The sequence below is a fragment of the Pseudaeromonas aegiceratis genome (assembly GCF_046254905.1).
In the GTDB taxonomy this organism is placed as follows: domain Bacteria; phylum Pseudomonadota; class Gammaproteobacteria; order Enterobacterales; family Aeromonadaceae; genus Pseudaeromonas; species Pseudaeromonas aegiceratis.
In genome coordinates, this window is sequence record NZ_CP158016.1 from 935,099 (window position 1) to 956,397 (window position 21,299).

Annotated in this window: 20 protein-coding genes and 2 pseudogenes; 8 read left to right on the forward strand and 14 right to left on the reverse strand. The window is 63.3% G+C overall.

All coding sequences use genetic code 11. From position 1 onward, the window contains the following. The first annotated feature begins 8 nt into the window (after positions 1-8). Positions 9-1,283, forward strand: a complete 1,275-nt coding sequence (locus ABHF91_RS04585; RefSeq protein ID WP_409422290.1) for a diguanylate cyclase domain-containing protein — start codon at positions 9-11, stop codon at positions 1,281-1,283. On the opposite strand, the gene ABHF91_RS04590 is transcribed toward ABHF91_RS04585, so the two are convergent. Beyond that, entirely contained in the window at positions 1,280-2,041 is a 762-nt protein-coding gene (locus ABHF91_RS04590; RefSeq protein WP_409422291.1) for a Crp/Fnr family transcriptional regulator, read from the reverse strand. The two genes, ABHF91_RS04585 and ABHF91_RS04590, sit on opposite strands and share 4 nt — an antisense overlap. Positions 2,042-2,054: 13 nt before the next feature. Next, positions 2,055-2,552 (reverse strand): GNAT family N-acetyltransferase, encoded by a 498-nt coding sequence (locus tag ABHF91_RS04595; protein WP_409422292.1) that lies wholly within the window; start codon positions 2,550-2,552, stop codon positions 2,055-2,057. Positions 2,553-2,718: 166 nt separating this feature from the next. On the opposite strand from ABHF91_RS04595, the gene ABHF91_RS04600 reads away from it, so the two are divergent. Beyond that, positions 2,719-3,990, forward strand: coding sequence for a ferric reductase-like transmembrane domain-containing protein (locus ABHF91_RS04600; RefSeq protein WP_409422293.1), 1,272 nt, complete (start codon positions 2,719-2,721; stop codon positions 3,988-3,990). Between the two features lie 26 nt (positions 3,991-4,016). Here ABHF91_RS04600 and ABHF91_RS04605 read toward each other — a convergent pair whose 3' ends face one another. Further along, positions 4,017-4,883, reverse strand: coding sequence for a helix-turn-helix domain-containing protein (locus ABHF91_RS04605; protein WP_409422294.1), 867 nt, complete (start codon positions 4,881-4,883; stop codon positions 4,017-4,019). A gap of 181 nt (positions 4,884-5,064) precedes the next feature. On the opposite strand from ABHF91_RS04605, the gene ABHF91_RS04610 reads away from it, so the two are divergent. Together ABHF91_RS04610 and ABHF91_RS04615 are read left to right on the forward strand one after the other, a co-directional pair. After that, positions 5,065-5,961, forward strand: a complete 897-nt coding sequence (locus ABHF91_RS04610) for a DMT family transporter (protein ID WP_409422295.1) — start codon at positions 5,065-5,067, stop codon at positions 5,959-5,961. An 802-nt stretch (positions 5,962-6,763) separates the two neighbouring features. Further along, positions 6,764-7,894, forward strand: coding sequence for an acyltransferase family protein (locus ABHF91_RS04615; protein ID WP_409422296.1), 1,131 nt, complete (start codon positions 6,764-6,766; stop codon positions 7,892-7,894). A 23-nt stretch (positions 7,895-7,917) separates the two neighbouring features. Here ABHF91_RS04615 and ABHF91_RS04620 read toward each other — a convergent pair. Next, a pseudogene (locus ABHF91_RS04620) lies at positions 7,918-8,253 on the reverse strand (ISAs1 family transposase); the annotation flags it as partial. 215 nt (positions 8,254-8,468) lie between these two features. On the opposite strand from ABHF91_RS04620, the gene ABHF91_RS04625 reads away from it, so the two are divergent. Next, complete coding sequence (locus ABHF91_RS04625) at positions 8,469-10,628, forward strand: methyl-accepting chemotaxis protein (RefSeq protein ID WP_409422297.1); 2,160 nt, start codon at positions 8,469-8,471, stop codon at positions 10,626-10,628. Positions 10,629-10,960: 332 nt separating this feature from the next. Here the strand turns inward: ABHF91_RS04625 and ABHF91_RS04630 are convergent, their stop codons facing one another. Next, positions 10,961-11,245 (reverse strand): DUF3861 domain-containing protein, encoded by a 285-nt coding sequence (locus ABHF91_RS04630; RefSeq protein WP_409422298.1) that lies wholly within the window; start codon positions 11,243-11,245, stop codon positions 10,961-10,963. 12 nt (positions 11,246-11,257) lie between these two features. Beyond that, positions 11,258-11,968, reverse strand: coding sequence for a PadR family transcriptional regulator (locus ABHF91_RS04635; RefSeq protein WP_409422299.1), 711 nt, complete (start codon positions 11,966-11,968; stop codon positions 11,258-11,260). A gap of 211 nt (positions 11,969-12,179) precedes the next feature. Here ABHF91_RS04635 and ABHF91_RS04640 point away from each other — a divergent pair, with 211 nt between their 5' ends. After that, positions 12,180-12,779, forward strand: coding sequence for a class I SAM-dependent methyltransferase (locus ABHF91_RS04640; protein ID WP_409422300.1), 600 nt, complete (start codon positions 12,180-12,182; stop codon positions 12,777-12,779). 12 nt (positions 12,780-12,791) lie between these two features. Here ABHF91_RS04640 and ABHF91_RS04645 read toward each other — a convergent pair whose 3' ends face one another. Genes ABHF91_RS04645 through ABHF91_RS04655 form a run of 3 tightly spaced genes read right to left on the reverse strand, consistent with a single transcriptional unit; the run spans position 12,792 to position 13,967 of the window. After that, a complete protein-coding gene (locus tag ABHF91_RS04645) occupies positions 12,792-13,142 on the reverse strand; it encodes an NAD(P)H-dependent oxidoreductase (RefSeq protein ID WP_409423079.1) in 351 nt (116 codons plus the stop codon). A 9-nt stretch (positions 13,143-13,151) separates the two neighbouring features. Then, complete coding sequence (locus tag ABHF91_RS04650; protein WP_409422301.1) at positions 13,152-13,370, reverse strand: hypothetical protein; 219 nt, start codon at positions 13,368-13,370, stop codon at positions 13,152-13,154. A gap of 51 nt (positions 13,371-13,421) precedes the next feature. Next, the gene (locus ABHF91_RS04655) at positions 13,422-13,967 is read right to left on the reverse strand and encodes a hypothetical protein (RefSeq protein WP_409422302.1); all 546 of its coding nucleotides are present in this window, start codon (positions 13,965-13,967) and stop codon (positions 13,422-13,424) included. A gap of 259 nt (positions 13,968-14,226) precedes the next feature. Between ABHF91_RS04655 and ABHF91_RS04660 the strand changes: the two are divergent. Continuing rightward, positions 14,227-14,784, forward strand: a pseudogene (locus ABHF91_RS04660) (hypothetical protein); the annotation flags it as partial. Positions 14,785-14,930: 146 nt separating this feature from the next. Here the strand turns inward: ABHF91_RS04660 and ABHF91_RS04665 are convergent. From ABHF91_RS04665 to ABHF91_RS04675, 3 genes are all read right to left on the reverse strand, one after another. Then, positions 14,931-16,613, reverse strand: coding sequence for a mechanosensitive ion channel family protein (locus ABHF91_RS04665; RefSeq protein ID WP_409422303.1), 1,683 nt, complete (start codon positions 16,611-16,613; stop codon positions 14,931-14,933). 94 nt (positions 16,614-16,707) lie between these two features. Next, the gene (locus ABHF91_RS04670; RefSeq protein ID WP_409422304.1) at positions 16,708-17,481 is read right to left on the reverse strand and encodes a 4Fe-4S binding protein; all 774 of its coding nucleotides are present in this window, start codon (positions 17,479-17,481) and stop codon (positions 16,708-16,710) included. A gap of 97 nt (positions 17,482-17,578) precedes the next feature. Further along, entirely contained in the window at positions 17,579-18,190 is a 612-nt protein-coding gene (locus ABHF91_RS04675; RefSeq protein WP_409422305.1) for a class I SAM-dependent DNA methyltransferase, read from the reverse strand. 127 nt (positions 18,191-18,317) lie between these two features. Here ABHF91_RS04675 and ABHF91_RS04680 point away from each other — a divergent pair, with 127 nt between their 5' ends. Beyond that, complete coding sequence (locus ABHF91_RS04680) at positions 18,318-19,553, forward strand: hypothetical protein (protein ID WP_409422306.1); 1,236 nt, start codon at positions 18,318-18,320, stop codon at positions 19,551-19,553. 16 nt (positions 19,554-19,569) lie between these two features. Here the strand turns inward: ABHF91_RS04680 and ABHF91_RS04685 are convergent, their stop codons facing one another. Both ABHF91_RS04685 and ABHF91_RS04690 read right to left on the reverse strand, forming a co-directional pair. After that, a complete protein-coding gene (locus ABHF91_RS04685) occupies positions 19,570-20,265 on the reverse strand; it encodes a cold-shock protein (RefSeq protein WP_409422307.1) in 696 nt (231 codons plus the stop codon). A gap of 50 nt (positions 20,266-20,315) precedes the next feature. Next, complete coding sequence (locus tag ABHF91_RS04690) at positions 20,316-21,251, reverse strand: NERD domain-containing protein (protein WP_409422308.1); 936 nt, start codon at positions 21,249-21,251, stop codon at positions 20,316-20,318. Positions 21,252-21,299 lie beyond the last annotated feature (48 nt).

The following is a 21,299-nucleotide window of genomic DNA, read 5'->3' on the forward strand; positions in this document are numbered from 1 at the left end:
GAGTCATCATGAAGCTGGACAAGCGACTGAGCCCTCTGACGGATCGGCGCGATGTGGGACGTTTCTCCCGTCGGCTGCTCAGTGACGGTCACGAGTGGACGCTGGATGATTTCATCGCCAAGAACACCTCCTTGTATGCCAACGTGGTGATCCGCCTGTTCCTGCTGGTGAATCTGCTGACCCAGGCCTATCTGGTGGTGCGCCTGTGGGGCCTGCTGCAGCGGGGTGCCATCCGGCTGGATCTGGTCTCCTTCTGGGATCCCCTGTTGGCGCCCTCGGCGCTGCAATCTGTGCTGTATGGCATCACAACGCTGGCCTGCCTGCTGTTTTTCTGGCGACCGGGCTGGCTGCTGGGCCGGCGGCAGGCGCAGCGGATCCGCCGCTATACCCGAGCCCGCTGGATCCTGCTGGCGGTGACCCTGGTGACCCTGCTGTGGTTGTGCCTGCTCGGCTACCACTACCACATCGTCTATCTGACCCTGACCAACTCCAACTGGGGCATCATGTCGGCCGTGGTGCTGACCCTGGCCATGAGCTACGCCAGCATCGCCTTCCTCTTTCCCACCCTGGCCACCCTGATGCTGGGGGTGCTGTTTGTCAGCCTGTTTGGCGACCCCGTCGTCCACCGGCTGCTGGTGCCGGATCAGAGCACCCACTGGTTCAGCTACCTGGGCTGGGCCGAACTCTTGCTGCTCAGCGGCCTGTTTTTTCACTTCACCAACCGGCTGGTGCGCTTCATCGCTAACCAGGAGTTCGAGAACCTGCAGCTGATGCGGGCCCTGGTGGAGGCCTCCAACCTGGATCCCCTGTTGAACATCCCCAACCGGCGGGCCTTTTTCAGCACTGTGGAGAAACGGCTGGGCCGCCTGCAGGCCCGTGACGGCCAGGCGGTGGTGCTGATGCTGGATGTGGATCACTTCAAGCGCTACAACGACCATTACGGTCACCTGCAGGGGGATGCCTGCCTGCAGACGGTGGCGGACTGTCTGCGGCGGGGGATCCGCGACGAGGTGGACAGCCTGGGCCGCTACGGCGGGGAGGAGTTTGTGCTCTATCTGGAGGACACGGATCTGGCCGGCGCCCATGTGGTGGCCCGCCGCATCCAGGGGCTGCTGGCGGAGGCGGCGCTGCCCCATGCCGCCTCGCCCACCGCCGAAGTGGTGACCATCAGCATAGGTCTGGCCCAGGCCGAGGCCGGCCTCAGCCTGGATGCCCTGCTGGATCGCGCCGATCAGGCCCTCTACCGGGTCAAGCAGCGGGGCCGCAACGGGGTGGGGGACTAGGCCTGCGGCGCCGCCGAGTCCGGGCTCTGGAGCGGATCGTGAAACATCAGGTTGAGGGACTGCAGGGGCGCCCGCAGCCCAGGTATGTCCAGCAGCCGGATCTGGCCCCGGCCCAGCTGCAGCAGGCCCTGGCCCTCAAACTGCTTGAGCACCTCGTTGAGCCGAGGCCGGCTGATGCCCGCCAGCTGGCTCAGCTGCTGCTGGCTGACGGGCAACTGCAGGCCGTCGGCCTGGGGCTGACCGCAGCGCTCGCCCAGGTGCAGCAGCAGGTAGGCCACCCGCTGGGGCAGGCTGTGCCAGCTGTTGAGGTGCAGCTGCATGCGCAGGCCGTGCAGGCGCAGGGCGATGGCAAACAGCCACTTGTACACCTCCGGCTGCCGGCTGGCCAACTGCTCCACCTCTGCCTTGGGAAACAGCCACACCACCGGCTGGGCCACCAGCTCCATCAGGGCAAACAGCCGCGGGCTGGCCGGGTCGAAGGCGTGAATGCCCCACCAGTCACCGGGCCCCAGGGCCATGCCGATGCTGCTCTTCATCTCGCCATCCGGCACCGCCATCAGTACGGCACCCTGTTCCAGGTAGAAGATGCCGGGGATCTCGCTGAGCCGGCTGTGCTGCTGCATCAGATCCACCGGCCGGGCGAGGGCCAGCAGGGCCTGCTGCACGCGGGTGGAGATATCGCCGGGCCAGTCGGCTTGGGCCAGGGGGGCGGCACTGAGCGGGTCCTTGGGGTGAGCCGGTGGCTTGGCGATGGGCATGGGGGCTCCGGGGTCAGAGGCGCAACAGCATCTCGTGCCAAGCCAGGCCGCCATGGGCGGAGGCGCTTGGGCGCACGTAGTTGAAGCCGAAACGCCGGTAGAGGGCGATGTGCTCCTCCCGGCACATGAGCTCGATGGACTGCTTGTGCAGCCGCTTCATGCGCTGGATGAAGTTCACCAGCAGCAGGCCGGCCAGCCCCTGGCCCTGATGATCCGGGTGCACCGCCAGCGACAATATCACCGCCTGGCGGCCGGCAGGATCATGCCCCACCAGCTCCTTGAAGGCACTGTCGGCCATCACCACTTTATCGGCACAGGCGCTGTTGATCATGCCGGCGATCACGCCGTCGATCTCCAGCAGCATGAAACCATCAGGATACATACGAATACGTTTTTCGATCTTCTCCCGCGTCGCCGCCTCGTCGCCGGGATAGGCGCTGCGCTCGATGGCGTAGCAGCGGTCGAGATCGGTGAGGGAAGGGGAGCGCAATCGGTAGTCGGTCAACAGCATGGGACCTCCTTGAGTAAGGCTGATAGGGCATGGTAACGCCTGCCGCAGGCCGGGCCAAGGGACCGACCTGACACAATTGGCCACAGTTCCGACACACTCGACCCACAGTCCGGGGCTAGGCTCTCAGGTAAGCTGATTCTATGGTGCGCTAGCTGGGAGTCTCCTCATGAAATACCTCTTTGGTTTGTTGGCCCTGTGCCTGGGCAGCTGGCTGCTGACCCTGCCGGCGGACGCCCTGCAGCAGGGCTTCTTCTTCTGGCGCGGCCAGCTGGTGCAGCTCTCCGGCACCCTGCTTATTGTGCTGATGGCGGCCCTGTTGCTGATGGCCACCCGACCGCGCTGGCTGGAGCAGCGCCTGGGCGGCCTGGATCACCTCTATCTGCTGCACAAGTGGTGCGGCATCGGTGCCGCGGGTCTGGTGCTGCTGCACTGGCTGCTGGTTAAATCCCCCCATTGGCTGATCCAGTGGGGCTGGCTCACCCCGGGGGCCCGCCATGCCCATCAGGGGGCCAGTTGGCGGGGCCTCGGCATGGAGCTGGGGGAGCTGGCCTTCTACGGCATGCTGCTGCTGGTCATCATCAGCCTGGTGAAGGCCTTGCCCTATGGCCGCTTTCGCCTGATCCACAAGCTGGGGGCCGTGCTGGGGCTGATGGCCGGGCTGCACAGCCTGATCCTGCTTGCAGACGGTTTGCATGCGACCCCTTTCGGTTGGCTGAGCCGACTGGCCTGCCTGCTGGTGCTGGCCGCCTCCCTGTGGAGCCTGCTGGGCCGCATCGGTCGGGCCCGCCGCGTCACCGGCCAGCTGGCGGCGCTTAGCCATCCGGCACCGGCCCTGGTGGAGCTGGCCATCCGGCTGCCCCGCAGCTTTGCCCGGGACTACCGGCCGGGGCAGTTCGCCCTGCTGACCCTGGATCCCAGGGAGGGCGCCCATCCCTTCACCATACTGTGCCAGGACCCGGACACGGGCCTGACCCACTTCGCCATCAAGGGGCTGGGGGATCACACCCGGCAGCTGGTGCAGGGTTGCCGCGTGGGGCAGCGCGTCTGGGCCGAGGGGCCTTACGGCCGCTTCATCCTGCCGGACGAAGGGGCGAGGCCCCAGCTGTGGATCGCCGGCGGCATCGGCATCACCCCCTTCTTCGCCTGGCTGGAGGCCTTGGCGCGCCAGGGGCAGACCCGGCGCCACACCCGGCTCATCTATTGTGTCGAGCGGTCGGAGGAGGTGCTGCACGGCGAGCGGCTGCGTCAGCTGGCGCGCAAGAGCGGGGTGGCGCTGGAGATCCACACCCGCCAGCAACAGGGGCTGCTGGATCCCCGGCCACTGTTTACCGACGCCGAAACCCAGTGCTGGTTCTGCGGTCCCCAGGGCATGGGCGAATGCCTGGCCAGCGCCCTGCCCAGCGGCCGGCTGCACCATGAGCGGTTTGCGTTTCGTTGATGGGCTAAGTGGGTTCAGCCAGTATGCTAGGCCTGGCGGCGCCAGGTGCTGGGGCTGACGCCTGTGCTGGCGCGAAAGCGGTTGGAGAAGTGGCTGGGGCTGGCGAAGCCGCAGGCCAGGGCGATCTCGGTCAAGGGCAGCGGGCTGTGGCGCAGCAGCTCCCGGGCCTTCTCCAGCCGGCGCAGCATGACGAACTGGTGGGGCGCGAGCCCCGTGCTCTGCTTGAACATGCGGGCGAAGTGGTATTCGCTGAGCTGTGCCTGGGCCGCCAGCTCCGCCAGGGTGAGGGGGCCGTCCAGGTTGGCCTCGATATAGGCCTGCACCCGCCGCTGCACCACCGGGGCCAAGCCGCCGCGCACCGTTGGCAGCTGCCAGCGCACCTGGCTGTAGTGCTGGATCAGGTGGGTGAGCAGCAAGGTGGCGCTGGTGGAGAGCAGCAGCTGGTTGGCGTCCTGCTGCCAGTCGCAGGCCAGCAGGCAGTGGCGGTAGAGGGCCGTGATGCGCGGATCCTCGCCGAAGGTCTGCTCGTCCAGGTTCAGCTCGGCGGGGGCCTTGTCCCAGATCTGCAGGGCGATGGCCTTGAGGTGCTCATCGGTGCAGTAGAGGTGCACGAAGGAGAGATCCGAGCGCACATCCCAGGTGGACTCGCACTGCTGGGGCATCAGGCAGAAGCGATCCGGCGCGCCGCCATTGCGCCAGCCATAGGGGGTCTTGTGGTAGGTCTCGTAGCCGTCGGCCACGTAAAGGCTCAGGGTATGGTGATCGCAGCACTGGGTGATGGTGTCGTGCTTGTTGGTCCAGGCGGCCAGCTCGATACCCGACCCCAGGCGGACGCGCTCCCGCAGTTGGGCCTTGTGCTGGCTCAGATTCTCGAAGGCTTGGTAACGGCGCATATCCTGGCTCCCTGCTAAGGTACCCAGTCTAAGAAATGGCGCCGGCGGATGCCAGCGCGCCCCGCCCGGGCGGCAAAAAAAGCGCAAGGGCATGCAAGTGCCGCCCGTCGCCGCAAGGATGGGCAAGCCGGTGGAGCCGAGATCGGGCAGACTGCTCGCCTGTCTGGTGAGGAGTCGTACCATGAACCCGTTTCTCTATCTGCTGGTGGTGCTGATCTGGGGCACCACCTGGATCGCCATCGTGTTGCAACAGGGCGCCGTGCCGGTGGCCGTGTCCATCTTCTGGCGCTTCGCCCTGGCCTCGGCCCTGTTGTGGCTCATCCTGTGGGCCAGCCGGCGGTTAAGGTCGCTGAGCCTGCGGGATCACGGTTTCTGCCTGCTGCAGGGCTGCTGCGTGTTCGGCTTCAACTTCTACTGCTTCTACACCGCCTCCCACAGCATCAACAGCGGCCTGGAGTCGGTGATCTTCTCCATGGCGGTGCTGTTTAACGCCATCAACGCCCGGTTGTTCTTCGGCCAGCGGATCCCGGGCCGCTTCTGGCCCGCCGCCGGGCTGGGGCTGTTGGGCATGATCTGCCTGTTCTGGCCTGAGCTTAGGCAGTGGCACCCGGCCCTGTTGCCCGGCGTCGGTCTGAGCTTGTTAGGCACCTACGGGTTTTCCCTGGGCAACATGCTGAGCGCCCGCCATCAGCGCCAGGGCCTCGACATCCTCTCCACCAACGCCCGGGCCATGCTCTACGGCACCGGGGTGATGGGCGCCCTGGCCTGGGCCCAGGGGGCGGACTTTACCCCCGAGCTGAGCCTTACCTACCTGGGGGCCCTGGGCTATCTGGCGGTGTTCGGCTCCGTCATCGCCTTTGGCGCCTACTTCGCCCTGGTGGGCCGCATCGGCGCCAGCCAAGCCGCCTACAGCACACTGCTGTTCCCCCTGGTAGCCCTGGGCTGCTCCACCCTGTTTGAGGGCTACGTCTGGCACGCCAACGCCGTGTTGGGGCTGGCCCTGATACTGCTGGGCAATGGCGTCATGTTTATACCCGCCAGCGCCTTTGGGCGTGGCCGCCGCGCGGTGGCCGCCTAAGCGGGGTTGCGGTCCCTTCCTGCGAGGAGCGGGGCTAGCCAGCTTGGCGTTGCTTGCCGGGGCCGCCCAGCCCTGGGGCGGTGCCGACTTCGCCGTTGCGTCTCTCGGCCCGGCGTTGCGCCCTGGTCTGGCGCGAAGGCACCAAGAGACTGATGCCTCCCTCTTCCCACCCGTCATTCCTGCTCAATTGTCATTCCTGACTCACGACCCCATCTCGATGTCCGCGGCGCCACCCTGGCGCCGCATCCTATTTGGGCTTTGCCTGCCTTAGCGCCAAACCGGGGGCAACGCCATCCCGGTTACCCCGATATGGCGATGCCGGGCCCGGCTGCCTGCAGCGCGACTCGTTCGGTCTGAGCGCAAGGCCTGCAGACGGCTCCCGCCAGCCAGATCGCGACCCACTACAGACGCCTAGGTTGTACTGAGCAATCGCCAAGCCCTCGGTGTGACTGCCTCCGGCAACTTGACTGATTGCCAAATGTGACCTGTTGCGTGTCATAATATGTAAAGAAATGTTATGGTGTAAATCTGATAAAGGCGTGGCACAGGTCGCAGGCTGAGCTGGAACCCTGGGGCGGTTGTCTGGGCCGAGCCCGATGGCTGGCTAAGCACAGTGTTCAAGACGCCACCACAGGATTGGCGGCTAACAGGACACCTATTCATATTCATATACATCATAGACCGAACAAATTTTCAGCGTCAGAACAATAGGTCGCGATGAGTCGATCTCTGGCGTCGTGGAGCTAGGTGGCCAGCGTGTATGGATAGGCAACTAAATGCTGCTTAATAAATTGTTCAATGAATGGAGAAACTTTTGAACAAAAGATATGAAACTCTTGATTCTTTAAGAGGCCTAGCATCGATAAGTGTATTGTTCAATCATATGTGGATGGTTACACCTATATTGCCTTTTATTTTTTCAGTTTCACCAATCAGAATATTAATATATGGCCATGCTGCGGTCATTCTCTTTTTTATATTAAGTGCCTTCGTGTTGTCTCATCAGCTAGATAACAACAAAATGTCATATCCAAAATACATAACAAAAAGAATATGCAGAATATATATCCCATACTTTTTTGCAATATCTATAAGCATTTTTCTGTATAATCAATTTAATCTTCCTATCTATAATGATTTTTCTGAATGGTTCTATAAGTTTTGGCCAACGACCATATCCGATGGCGTAATTTTTGAGCATTTTGTGCTGGTGGCAAATATTCATACAGATACGTTTAATACTGTCATATGGTCGCTAGTTCACGAGATGCGCATATCTATAATTTTCCCATTTATATTTTTCATGTCAAAACGATGTAATCTCATCAGTATTTTTACAATATGTGTATTCTTGTCTGGAATAGCATCTCTTAATGATTTGTACAGATTTGAAGTAAGTAACGGCCATCAGACCAGTTTCTTTGATACTTTACATTATTGCAGCATATTTCTCATTGGTTCAACCCTCTATGTTCGGAAAGACAAAATAATATCAACTATTGTTGCGATGTCATCTTTTATAAAAGTGTTGTTGTTATCTGTCGGCGTATTTTTATATGGATATGCAAAAGTGTCAGAAATGCTTATCAAAGGAAATTTTTCACATAAAGTAACTGAATATGTTTTAACAATTGGCTCCTGTTTGATAATTGTTGTTTGTCTTGGTAGTCTTAGGTTGAAAACAATAATGGAGAATAAGATTTTTATATTTCTCGGGAAAATTTCATATAGCGTATATTTGTTGCACTTTATTATAATGATTTCATTGCTGCATATTTATGGCAATGTCTTGAATGTGTATATCATATACATTGTGTCATTCTTGTTGTCGCTGATTTCAGCATACTTGTTTAATGTTGCAATTGAACAACCATCAGCTAAGTTTGGAAATTGGTTGACGAGCTTAAATTTTTTCAATTTAGTAAGGGGTTGAAGTCAGGGTAAGAACATGAATGCTCATTTTTTGTTCGCCGCCCTAATTCCCGCCAAAATCACCTGCTCAAGATAGTCGCTATTCATGGCGGCTATCTTCTGTTTGCGGCGGATGCTGGCTCGCTTTTCTTCTTCCGCTCGGAGCATGTTCAGTGCCATATGCCGCGCTGTGGCCAGTATCTCGGCTGCATCTCCCCGGTAGATCGGGCAGGCATCCTCTTTCATGGTGACATCCAGTACCCAATGCAGCTGGTTTTCGATGCCCCAATGACTGCGCACCGTGTTGGCGAATCGCTCTTCGGTTAGGTCAGCCGAGCTGATGTAGTAGCGCAGGACCCAAGCGTGTTTATCTCTGTCCTGCGCTGGGGTAAGGCCAATGCGGTCATCCTCCCACAATGACCAGGCGACAGCGGGTCGCTGAGACACCCAACCCTCAGTGTCTGCCACGATTCAGCGGGGCAGGAAAAGGACTTTGCGCACAGTCTGTAAAAATACGATAGGGCTTAGCTTAATGCTCGCTGGCAAATTGCCATATAAGTAACTGTGAGTGTTAGGGAGCGGATAGGGAGATAGCGATGCAACTTAGTTCTATCAAAACAAAAATCGTCTTGGCCTCGGGGATCAGCTTGCTGGTCACCTCGGCCATCCTGGTGGGTGTGGGGGTGTCTTCCTCTTCATCGACCAATCGGCTGATCAGTCAGCAGGTCTCTACCTTGGTCGAACGCGTCAGCATGGAGAAAATTCAGAGCATCGGTTCCGAGTATGCGGCCATCATCAGTCGGCGGCTGGAGAAGGGCTTGGAGGCGGCGAGCACCCTGGCCCGTACTGCGGCGGCGGCCAAGACTCATGACGCAGGTCAGGGTGGCCAGACCCTCAATCGCACCGTGTTCAATCAGATGCTCCGTGGGGTGTTGCAAGGTAATCCGGATCTCAATGGGGCCTACAGCGCCTGGGCGGCCAATGCGTTCGATGGTCAGGATAGTGAGCATAGGGACGGCCAACAGGGCAATGATGGCCAGACCGGCCAGTTTGTTCCCTACTGGATCCGCGATGCCGCCAAGGGGATCCAGGTCCAGTCCCTGGTGGAGTTTGACTCAACGGAGACGCACCCCAACGGCATCGTCAAAGGGGCCTGGTACCAGGATCCCAAGCGCACGGGCCATGAGGCGGTGACGGCGCCGCTGCCCTATGTGGTGCAGGGCAAGCAGGTCTGGCTGGCAACCTTGTCGGCCCCCGTTATCGTCAACGGCCAGTTCATGGGGGTGGTGGGGACCGATTATGATCTCAGCTTCGTACAAGGGTTAAGCAAACAGATTGCCGACGAGATCTACCAAGGCAAGGCGGAGGTATCCATCGTCACCCAGGATGGTTTGTTGATCGCCGACAGTCGTCATCCCGAGGGCATAGGCCGGGCCATTGAGCAGGATGCCGACAAGCTCAGTGAGCTGATCCACCGCGGCGAATCCTCCGTATTCCAGGATCAGCAGCAGGGGCAGTTCAACGTGCTGGCCCCCATCAGCCTAGGGGGCAGTCAGGTCAACTGGGGGATCCTGATCCGTCTCGATAAAGACCTGGTGCTGGCCGCGGTACAGACCCTGACCGAGAATATTGCTGAGCAGAATGCCAGGGGCGTGTTCTGGCAGGTCGTGATCGGCTTGCTGGTGACCCTGTTGGCCATTGGGGTGCTGTTTGTGGTGGCCCGGGGGCTGGCGCGGCCCATACTGCAGGCGGTCACCGTGGCCAAGACCATTGCCCAGGGTAAATTCGGCAGTCGGCTTAGCTATCACAGTGCCGACGAAATCGGCCAGCTTTCCACCGCGTTGGATAATATGGCCGACACCCTGCAGGGGCATATTCAGGTGGCAGAGAAGATAGCCGCCGGGGATCTGGATCAGCAGATCCACTTGGCCTCGGAAGAGGATCAGCTGGGCCATGCCCTGGAGCATATGGTGGATAACCTCAACCGACTGGTGGGGGATGTGCTGCTGCGGGCCGGCATCATAGGCCAGAATGCGGATCGGGTCTCGGCCATGAGCCACGACCTGGCCAGCGGGGCCACCGAGTCGGCCTCCTCCGTCACCGAGATCAGTGCCACCATCACCCAGATTGCGGCCCAGATACGGCAAAGCGCGGAGCATGCGGAGCTGGCCAGCACCTTGTCCGGTCAATCGGCGGGATCGGCCGAGAGCGGCAATAGCCTGATGGAGGAACTGCAGGGCGCCATGTCGCAGATCGAGGCGTCCGGTCAGGACATCAACAACATCATCCGGACCATAGAGTCGATTGCGGAGCAGACCAATCTGCTGGCCCTCAATGCGGCCATCGAGGCGGCGCGAGCCGGTGAGCAGGGACGGGGTTTTGCCGTGGTGGCTGACGAGGTGCGCAAGCTGGCTGGCTTGAGTGCGGAGGCGGTCCAGAAGACAGCCGCCCTGATCGATGTCTCGGCCCAGCGCACACAGGCGGGTATCCAGCTATCCAAGAAGACGGCCGAGGCGCTGGGGGTGATAGTGCAGAACACCGGCGAGGTGGCCACCCTGGTCAACGAGATCGCCCTGGCGGCCGGGGAGCAGTCTTCGGGCGCGGATCAGGTCAGCACGGGGGTCCACCAGATCGACGAAGTCACTCACCAAAACAGCCAAACCTCCGAAGAGTGTGCCCAGGCTGCCCAGGAGCTGGCGGAGCAATCCGAACAGCTGACCAGGCTGCTGGATCAGTTCAAGCTGCGGGCCAGCTGAGTCGGCGCAAAGCAAAAAGGAGCCTAAGGGGTAATGCTGGTCAGTTAAGAAACAGAGATACTCATGAATGGCCGCCAGAGGCAAGCCATCCCCCTCCTAACCTCCCCCTTAGTAAGGGGGAGGAACGATTTTTCCCTCCCCTTGTTCAAGGGGAGGGTTAGGGTGGGGTTGGCTTTTGCCTCAAAAAACCGTGTCGTTGATACAGTTAAGGCGCCAACGGCGCCTTAACTGATGAGCATTAAGCCTAAGGGGCCCCTTTTTTCACTTCTCACCGCGCCGCGACGGATAAGGCCGCTGGCATGCCTAAGACCTGGCCGCCGGTCCACAGCCGCTCATTGCCGCGGGGCCTTGCCCTTGAGCACCATGATGAAGTCCCGCAATGCCGGTTGCAGGGCATCAAAGGGCGGCATCTTGCGATGGGTCATGGCCACTTCCCCCAGCAGCTTGAGGCCCACCAGCATGGCGGCGGTCTCGTCCTGGGTCAGGCCGTCCCGGCAGCCGACACGATCCAGCAGACTGATGATCTCGTCGTGACTCTTGCCCTCGAAGCTCAGCGTCTGTCCGACGTTCTCCCCGTCCAGGGCCTCCAGTGTGACCCGATAGTGATGTTGGTTCATCTTGTCTCCTGATTAACAGCGTTCCAGATCCTGCGCCGCCTTATCCAGGACGGCGGCCATGGCCAGCAGGGTCTCGTCGGACAGATCGTCCTGGGCCAGGCGCAGGTGCAGGGCGGTCTTGAAGTTGTCCAGGGCCCGCTCCAGCGCCGGATGACGCCGCCCCTGGGCGATGCGGGCGGTGGCGGAGAGGCGGGCCAGGATGCGGGCCAGCTCCTCGGCCTGCTTGTCCAGCAGGGTCTGACCCTCTTCTGTGATGGCAAAGCGCTTCTTGCCGCCTTCCTCACTGGCCAGGGCGATGAGATCCATCTCCTCCAACAGGTTCAGGGTGGGGTAGATGACCCCAGGGCTGGGGGTGTAGTCGCCGCCGGCCAGGTGCTGCAGCCCCTTGATCAGCTCGTAGCCGTGCTGTGGGCCGCTGGCCAGCAGGTGCAGCACCACCAGGCGCATCTCGCCATGCTCGAACAAGCGATGGCGGCGGCCGTGGCCCTTGATGTCGCCGTGGCGCCCGCCGTGATGCCTGGGGCCACCCTGCCGGCCGCCCCGCGGGCCGTGCCCCCGCATTCTATCGGCGTCATCCGCCGCCATCTCGGCCTCCGGGCGCCCCTGGCCACCGGGCCCCCGCTGCCGGCCTCTGCCGTGACCGCGATGGCCCTGGCCGAGATGGTGGGGATTAAGTTCATCAAACTGGCGCATCATCAGCGCCATCAGCATGCCATTTCTCATGGGATTACCTCTTGTCGTTGTTGTTCTGGGCCACTTGGCGTGGGGTGCCGTCGTGCCCGCGTCGGGTCTCGGAGACAGGGCTCTGCCTGTCTGACGATCATCAAGATATATCTCAGTAATATCTTGATCAAGTTTTGTTCGTGGGTTTTTATTGCGGCGGCGGGACCTGGGGGCTAGCCTGGGATCCGCGTTGTTGTGAGGAGACGTTCACATGTGGGATCAACGTTACGCCAGGCCCGAGTACGTCTATGGGCTGGAGCCCAACGACTTTGTCCGGCAGAGTCTGCCGCACCTGAGCCCGGGCGGGCGCCTGCTCTGCCTGGCCGAAGGGGAGGGGCGCAACGCCGTCTGGCTGGCGCAGCAGGGCTTCGCGGTGAGTGGGGTGGATGGCTCGGCGGTGGCCCGGGACAAGGCCCTGGCCCTGGCCGCCAGCCGCGGCGTCAGCCTGAGTTATATCCAGGCGGATCTGGCGGAGTTTGCCCTGGGAGAGGCCTGTTGGGATGGCATCATCAGCATCTTCGCCCACCTGCCGCCGGCCTTGCGCCAGCGGGTGCATGGCGCCTGCGTCCAGGCCCTGAAGCCCGGTGGCTTGCTGGTGCTGGAGGCCTACACCCCCCGGCAGCTGGACTACGGCAGCGGCGGGCCGCCGGATCCGGCCTGGCTGATGAGTGCCGCGGGGCTGAGTCAGGAGCTGGCCGGTCTGACGATGGAGCTGCTGGAGGAGAAGGAGCGCACCGTGCTGGAGGGGCTGGGCCACACCGGGCTGGGCCACGTGGTGCAGCTCCTGGCCCGGCGGCCCCTGGCCGATTAGCGACCGGCCCGATTAGAGCGCCTGGGCCAGTTTGGCCACCCGCGCCAGCCAGGCTTGGCGGCGGGTCTCGGTGGCCGAGCGCACCGGTCCCAGGCTGAGGATCTTCACCGGCTTGACGCCGCAAAAGCCCAGTACGGCGCGCTTCATCAGCTGGTGGCCGGGCTGGCGAGTGAACCAGCGGTAGTACCAGGGGGGCGATTCCATGGTGACGATCAGCTGGGCGCTGCGTCCGGCCAGCAGCCGATCCCACTGGGGATCCTGGGCATGGTACTGGAAGGCGAAGCCCGGCAGCAGCACGCGGTCGATGAAGCCCTTGATCAGGGCCGGCGGGCCACCCCACCAGGTGGGATAGACCCAGACCAGGTGGTCGGCCTACCGCAGATCGGCCTGGGCCCGCTGCAGATCCGGCTCCAGGGGCTGCACCTGGCGGTAACCCTCATGCAGCACGGGATCAAATTGCAGCTGCCCCAGTTCCAGCCGCCGCACGGCGTGACCCAGCGCCTCGGCGCTGCGCTGGTAACGGTCGGCCAACTGGCCGCACAGACTCTCTTGGGCCGGGTGGCCCAGGATCAGCACTATCTTCCTGCTCATCTTGCGCTCCTGCTGCGCCATGGTGTCAGTCTGCCTGCTGGCCATGACGGCCTAGTGACGGGTGAGGCGCCAGCTATGTGTCTCGAAGTCATAGTCGATGCTGTTCAGCACGATCCAGGTGGCCGGGTAGTCTAGGCTGGGCTGGCCGGCCCGGTTGAGATAGTGCAGGCCGAAGGCCCGTACCGCCTGCTGCTGTTGCTGGCTCAGCCCCAGCTGGTGCAGGCCGGCGGGATAGCGGCCCAGGCTATGGTAGAAGCGCTCGATCCGCTCCGACACCAGGTTGGCGGTCTGTCCGGCCTGATGGGCCAGCCAGAAATGCCGGCCGAACAGGAGGGTGAAGGCCAGCAGCCAGAGCAGGCCATGGCGCAGGGGGCCGCGCAGGGGCAGGCGTCGCCAGTAGAGCAGGGGCAGGCTGAGGCCGTAGTAGACGAGGCAGAACAGGGCCACCGGCAGGGCGATAAAGCCGGCATGGCGCGGCAGGCAGCACAGGGTCACCAGCAGGATCAGGGCCGGCAGCAGCTGGCGCAGCGGACCCCGCCGACAGGCGAACTCCTCAGGATCCCGCGCCAGGCGTGAACGCAACAGTAGGCTGGGCATGTTTCCTCCCGGGTGGCGGTGGCAGGCCATTGTGCCCAAGGGACCAGGGCCTTGCTCCTGGGAAAGTGAACAACTGTTGACCAGCTCGCAAAATGATTCGTTTGAGTATGATCTACGTCACTTGTTATGAGATTGCTGCCGCTCTGGCGTCGATGTGAAGAAAATATGACAAATTTCACGTACCGCTCAGTGTAACAGTGGCTACGCATGGTTCTGATTGATACCATCACTGGGCTCAAACTCTGATGAGGATCACATCATGCGTAACGCTCTCTGTTTTGCCGCGCTGGCCTGGGCCGGTTGCGGTGCGGCACAGGCTGCCACCCCGGTTCAGCTCTCCTTGCCCGGCGTCAATCTGCCGGCGTCCGAGCAGGTCACAGGGGTACGGTTGGATCTGCTCTACGGTAAGACGCAACAGGTCAAGGGTCTGGATCTGCCCTTGTTCGCCCTCTCGGATACCAACGACTTCACCGGCCTGCAACTGGGCCTGGGCCTGGGGGCCGGCCGGGTGCGCAATCACTTCAAGGGGATCGCGGTCACCCTGTTCAACTGGCACGAAGGCCAGGACGTGGGGGGCAACCTGGGCTTCGTCAACTACACCCGCTCGGTCAGCGGGGTGAACCTGGGGGGCATCGCCAACGTCACCGGCGATGTCTACGGTCTCAACGTTGCCGGCCTGGTGAACTACACGGGTGGGGTGCGGGGCCTGAACTTTGCGCCGGTGAACGTCTCTCGGGGCAAGGCCTTGGCCAGCATAGGCTTCGTCAACTACGCCGACAGCGCCACCTTCCAGCTGGGCTTCTTCAATGCCACCCAGCACCTGGAGGGGATCCAGATCGGCCTGGGCAACTATGCCCCCAACGGCATACTGCCGGTGATGCCCCTGGTGAACTTCAGCAAGTCGTTCTAATTAAGCGGTCACAGACCAACAAGGCGCCTTTTGGCGCCTTGTTTATTTTGGGGCTAAGCCGGCTTTTGCCCGGCGGTGGCCGCCGGCTCCACTGCTGCGGTCTCAGGCGCGGCCGGCTCGGCCGGCACCTGGGCCGGCGCCGGGTACCAGTGCTCCGGCGGCACATGCTTGCTCTGGGCGGTATCGGCCATGTAATGGGGCGACATGATGGCCACGCCGTAGCGGTTGAACACATCCTGGATGTTGGCATGCAGCCGGCTCAGCAGATCCGCCCTGGGGGTGGGGGTGTCGGGAATGGCATGGGCCACCAGCCGGTACTCGGGGTAGAAGTCCGACAGGGCGGTCTGCAGCACCCGGGGCGCGGGGTCGGCCTGGATGCCCGGGGTGAGGCGGGCGGCCTCCAGCAGCATGGCCTCCACCTGGCGCCAGGGGGTGTCGTAGCCAATGGTGACGCTGGTATCCAGCAGGTAGCCGGGCCCCTCGACGGTGCGGGAGTAGTTCTTGGTCACCGAGCCCGTGATCAGGGTGTTGGGCAGGGTCAGGGTCTCGCCGGCGCCGGTCTGGATCCGGGTGGTGAACATGCCTAACGCGATGACGGTGCCCTCATGCTCGCCGATGCGCACGAACTCCCCCACCCGCAGGGTATGGGAGTAGGTGAGGATGAGCCCCGCCGCCGCCTGACCCACCACGTTGGATGCCCCCAGGGAGATCATCAGACCGACGATCACCGACAGCCCCTTGAAGGCTTCGGTCTGGGCGCCGGGCAGGTAGGGATAGGCCATGGCCAGGGCAAACAGCCAGATGGCCAGGGAGATGAGCCGGCTGGTGGGCAGCAGTGTCTCCCGGGTCAGCCAGCTGATGGTGCCGGGGGCGGCCAGCCGCTGCAGCAGGGCCGCCAGCAGGGCGATGGACCCCTTGGCCAGCAGGAAGATCACCAGGGCCACCAGTATGCCCGGCAGGGCCGACACCATGGCGGTCAGTATGCCGGCGGCCAGATCCAGCAGGTAGGCATCCAGCCCCTCGCCCCAGGGGCGGGTGAAGGGGAAGCGCTGCAGCACGAAGCTCAGCCACTCGAACAGGCACAATAAGATGAGGCCGCCGCACAGCAGGCCCACGCTGCGGCGCAGCACGGGGTAGAGCAGGCCGGTATCCAGCACGCTGGTGTTGCCGATCTTGAAGCGGCTGGTCTGCTGGCGCATCAGGGGCAGCAGGGCGGCCATCAGCCTCTGGCGGATAAACAGCAGCAGGCGCAGGGCGACATAGAGCAGCAGCGTCGCCAGCAGGCTCCAGCCGGCGGCCTGCAGCAAAAACTCCAGGCTGCGGCTCTCGTGGGCCTCGATGATCACCTGGCGCAGGGCTGCCGCCGCTCCCTCGGCGGCCTGCTGCACCGTCTGCTCGGCGGGGCCCAGATCCCCCGGCGAGAGGATGAAGGCCCGCTGGCCACCCACCAGCAGCAGGACGCTGTTCTGGATCGGCTGCAGGCTGACCTCCAGGGGGCCATCGGCGCCCAGCAGCCCCTTGAGGATAAATTCGGCCCGCTGTACCCGGATCTGGGGGGATTCCCCCAGCAGGTTGGCTCTCAGGGTCACCACGGGGCGGTTGGCCAGGGTCAGGGTGGCGGGGGGCGCCAGGGTCTGCGCCGACGGCGCGTCGGCCTGCTCGGCGCCGGCGGCGCCACGGCAGAGCAGCAGCCCGGTCAGGGCCAGGCAGGAGAGCAGAACACGCCATTGCGTCATAGCGCCTCGCTTAGCGGCCGGGCCGCCGAATGGGATGAAGGACTTGTTTGTCCCCCATCATTGGCCAGTCGGGGCGGCAGATCCAGCCCCCGGCTCAGAAAAACAGCTCAGGCTCCAGACGGACCTGGCATTGCTGGCTCAGGCGGGCCGACAGGGCCAGCATGTAGGGATCCTGATAGGCGCGGGCCGCCACATCGCAGGCCTTGATGCAGGCGGCGCAACCGATGCACAGGGTCGAGTCCGTCTGCCCCGGCTCGTCCGCCGAGATGGCCCCGGTGGGGCAGGCCTCGACGCAGGCCAGGCAGCGCAGGCAGAGAGCCATCTCGGTCTGGGGCACCAGGCCGGAGGACGGCTTGCGTTCCTTGTAGGGGAACTGCCCCGGCAGGACCGGCGTGCCAAACTGACCGTCTTGCCGGTGCTGGGCCAGCTGCCGGCCGAAGGCGCGGGCCTGGGCCAGATCCGACTCGTCAGGCCGGTTGGCGGCGGTGGGGTGTTCCGCCGTGGAGTAGGAGTGCTCGCCGATAAAGGCGCCGGCCGCCACCAGCTGGCAGCCACGCTGGCGCAACAGATCCGCCAGCTCCAGCAGGGCATCCTCATAGGCCCGGTTGCCGTAGAGCACCACCGCCACCGTCGGCACCCCCTGGCCATCCAGCTGGGCCAGCCGCGGGTAGACGATTTCGGGGATGCGGCCGCCGTACACGGGTACTCCCACCAGCAGCAGCTGGCTGGGGGGCAGGGGGCCCGTGAAGGGGGCGAAGGTGAGATCCTGCGCCAGGGTGTGGGCGGCGGCCAGTCCCTCGCCGATGGCGGTGAGGATCCGTTGGGTGGTCTGGGTGGGGGAGAAGTAGAGCAGGCTGAGGGTGTCCATTGGGCTGTGCCTTGGGAATGGGAGAGTCAGACCACCAGTGTGCCCCGCCCTGGGCTGCGGCACTGTGATATGACTCATTTGGCGCAGATTTTGCCCCTCAGGCCTTCTGCGCCATCAGCAAAAACAGCGGGTATTGGCGCGGCGCACCGTCGACGGTTTTCTCGATGGTGAAGTAGGGGGCATGGCGCACCTGGGCAAAGTCGGCCGCCCGAGCCAGCTGGGCCAGGGCCTCCGGATCCAGGCCGTTGTGGCCGGCAAAGTCGGCGTGCTGGCGGTGAAAGGCGCCGTCCTCCGGGTAGAGATCCGCCACGAACAGCTGACCGCCGGGGGCCAGCAGGGCGTGGGCATCGGCGAAGAAGCCGGCCAGATCCCTCACGTGATGCAGCACCATCAGGCAGGCCACGGCATCTTGCGGCGGCTGTGCCGGCAGCCGTTCCGCCTGGCGGGTCTGCACATGGTTCAGAGCCAGGGCGTCGATCTTCTGCCGGGCCTGGGCCAGCATGGCGGCGGAGGCGTCCACCAGCGCCACCGCATCGAAGCTCTCCGCCAGCTGCAGCCCCAGCAGACCCGTGCCGCAGCCAAACTCCAGCAGGCGACCGCCGGGGGCGGGGCGCAAGGCCCGTATCCCCTCGGCCGTGATCCTGGCGCGGGTCAGTTTGGCCGGGTCGGCGTCCCAGCGGCTGGCTTGGGCGTCAAAGTAGCGGGTCATGGGCGGCTCCTTGTCGGATCTCAATCGGCGGTGCGGCATAACCCAGTGTGCCGGTTTTGCGGGCCCCACGGTAGTCCTGCCGGGCGGCTGTGGTACCCTCGGACTTCTTGTCATCGCCGGAGCCCCCATGGCCAGGACCAGCCAGAGCCACCCCCTCCAGATCGCCCAGGTACAGGCCAGCCCGGCCCAGGGCCGCATCGGCATCACCTTCTGCCCGGGCAAGCAGGATCCCTTCGCTCTCTCCGGCGCCTGGGCGCGGGATCTGACCACGGATCTGGCGGCCATCACCGCCTGGGGTGCCCGGCACCTGGTGACCCTGGTGGAGCCGGCGGAGCTTAATGAACTCAAGGTGCCGCAACTGGGCCAGGCTGCCCGCCAGGCCGGGCTCAGCTGGTATCACTTGCCCATCGCCGACTACTCGGTGCCGAGCGATGAGTTCGAGCGCCAGTGGTGCGACGTGGGGCGGACCCTGCGCCAGGCCCTGCGGCACGGCGAGGATGTGCTGGTGCACTGCAAGGGGGGCCTGGGTCGGGCGGGCATGATCGCCGCCCGCTTGCTGGTGGAGCTGGGCCTGCCGCCGGTGACGGCCATCCGCGCCGTGCGCCGGGCCCGCCCCGGTGCCATCGAGACCCCGGCACAGCTGGCCCTGGTGCGCCGCACCCAGCCCCTGACGGACGAGGTGCCGCCCCTGGATAGCGATAGCCTGATCCGGGTGGGCGGCCAGCTGGGCAGCAACCCGGCGGGACTGTATCAGGACGCCGACGGGCGGTGCTACTACATCAAGACCCTGGAGAGCCTGGATCACGCCCGCAACGAGCGGCTGGCCGCCCGCCTCTACGCCCTGGCCGGTGCCCCGACCCTGCCCTATGTGGCCACCCGGGATCCCCTGCAGATCGCCACCGCCTGGCTGGCCCTGGACAAGCGCCGACTGAGCCAGTTCAGCGACACCGAGCGTCGCCAGGCACAAGCCTGGTTTGGCGTGCATGCCTGGACCGCCAACTGGGATGCCGCCGGTCTGCTGGGGGATAACCAGGGGGTGTGGCAGGGACGGGTGCTGACCCTGGACGTGGGGGGCGCCCTGGCGTTTCGCGCCTACGGGGATCCCAAGGGCAGCGCCTTCGGTAACGAGGTGAACGAGATCGACCGGCTGCGCACCGACCCGGACAACCCCCAGGCGGTGCGCCTGTTCGGCGATATGGACGCGGCTGCCTTGCGGCAGGCCATAGAGCGGGTGCTGCGGATCCCGGCGGAGGAGATCCGCGCCTGTGTGCTGGCGTGTGGCGGCCGCGAGCGGCTGGCGGACAAGCTAATCGCCCGCCAGGCCGACATGGCGCGGCAGTTAGGGGAGGGGCTGTTGCCTTGAAGGCGGCAGCGATTGACTACACCAGATAGACATAGAGCGCCCATAAGCTGGTGGGGAGTACCACCGCCATGACACACAGGCCAAGACAGCCGCCATTGCCTGTGGCATAGCCCCGACCCTCCGCTGAATTGCGCTCATCCAGCCATCTGGCATGGCAGCTGCCACAGTAAAGCTTGAGTGAGCCCCGGTTCCAGGCAGCGATAGTTCGCCGGTTAAAGCGGGTGTCAGTATGACAGCGGCAACAGGTAAAGAACTCACTATCTGGCGTCTTGGCGCGATTACCCAGCATCAGCAAGAGCGCAGCTGGAACGGCTGCCATCAGGGTCTGTGCCAAATTGTGGGTGTTTACATAGAGGAAGACGGCGACTAGCCCCAGCAGCAGTCCGGCGCTCAGGCATAAATAATCCAGAGGCGTTCTTTTTACCGGCGCCAATTCGATCCGACCCTGACGTCTGGCCGGCCTGTGCGCTGGTGGCTGACGTTTGGGGGTGCGCGCCATCGACAGGGGGGCGCCCTCAACGATCACTTGGGTGGCTCTGACTCTTTGTTGTTTGTCTATCTCCACCTCAAATTGGATCTCCACGCCAACCTTGGGGCGCATGCCAGTGGGATAGACCACTGAGATATGAAAAAACACCCGTTCAAAGTTGTCATCCGGCTGGATAAATCCGAAGCCCTTTTCATCATTCCATTGGCTGACTTTGCCTTTCATCCCTGATCCTTAATCCATGTGTTTGCTGCGCCTTGCGTGGCTTGGTTGCGTTATGGAGTTGTCGCGTCTGTTGTGGCCAGCGGCAGCATGCTGCGGCAGTGGGGGTAATGACTACAGCCCCAGAACCGCTCACCGGCCCGCTCGCCCTTTTTCACCTGTCGCAACACCATGGGATCGCCGCATTTGGGGCAGGCGGGGGCTGCCGCCTCGGCGGCATGGGGCAAGGCCGTGTGGGGCAAGGCGGTGGGAGGAAAGGAAGCCTTAGCCACCGGGGGCGGCTCGGGCACCATGTCGCTACCGGCCGGACGGGCCTGGGCCCTGGGTTTGGTCTGGCTCGCCGCGATGGGCTTGCCGTGTTTCTGCCTGAGGTGCGCCACATGGGCCCGGTTGGTCTTAAAGCCCGGCGCCAGCCGCTGGGCTTCTATCTGGGTCAGGATCTCCGCCACGCGGGCTTCGCTCAGCACAGTCGCTTGATGGCGCAGGATGTAGCGCAGATAACCGGCACCCGTGGTGACGTTCTCCGGCATCGGCGTCTTGAAACTGGCGTCCCCCACAAAGGCGATGACCGAGAACAGCTGGCCATCCTCCAGCCCCAGCAGCGTCTGGAGCGTCTTGGTGTGCTTGTAGTTTTGAAACAGCGGGTTCTGGAACTTGTGGGTCTGCTTGTAAATCTTCTGCGTCCAGGTGCGCTGCCCCTCGCCACCGAAGATCCAGCCGCGCATATTCTTGGTCTCCACCACAAACACCCCGTAGACCGAGACGATCAGATGGTCGATCTGGGTACTGCCATCCTCGGTGGGCAGGGTGACATCCTTCACCAGGTGATAAACATCCTTATCCAGCCGCCACCGCACCGCCGTATTGACAACAAACTCCCCCAGCTTGCCCTTAAACCAGGGAGATTTAATCACCAGCACCAGCAATAACGCCGGCAGCAGGATATAGAGCTGGCTGTAGAGCGGTTGAAGGATCAGGCTAATATCCATTTAATCTATCCTGGTGATGGGGATTTAATAGAGTTTGATTACGCTGCG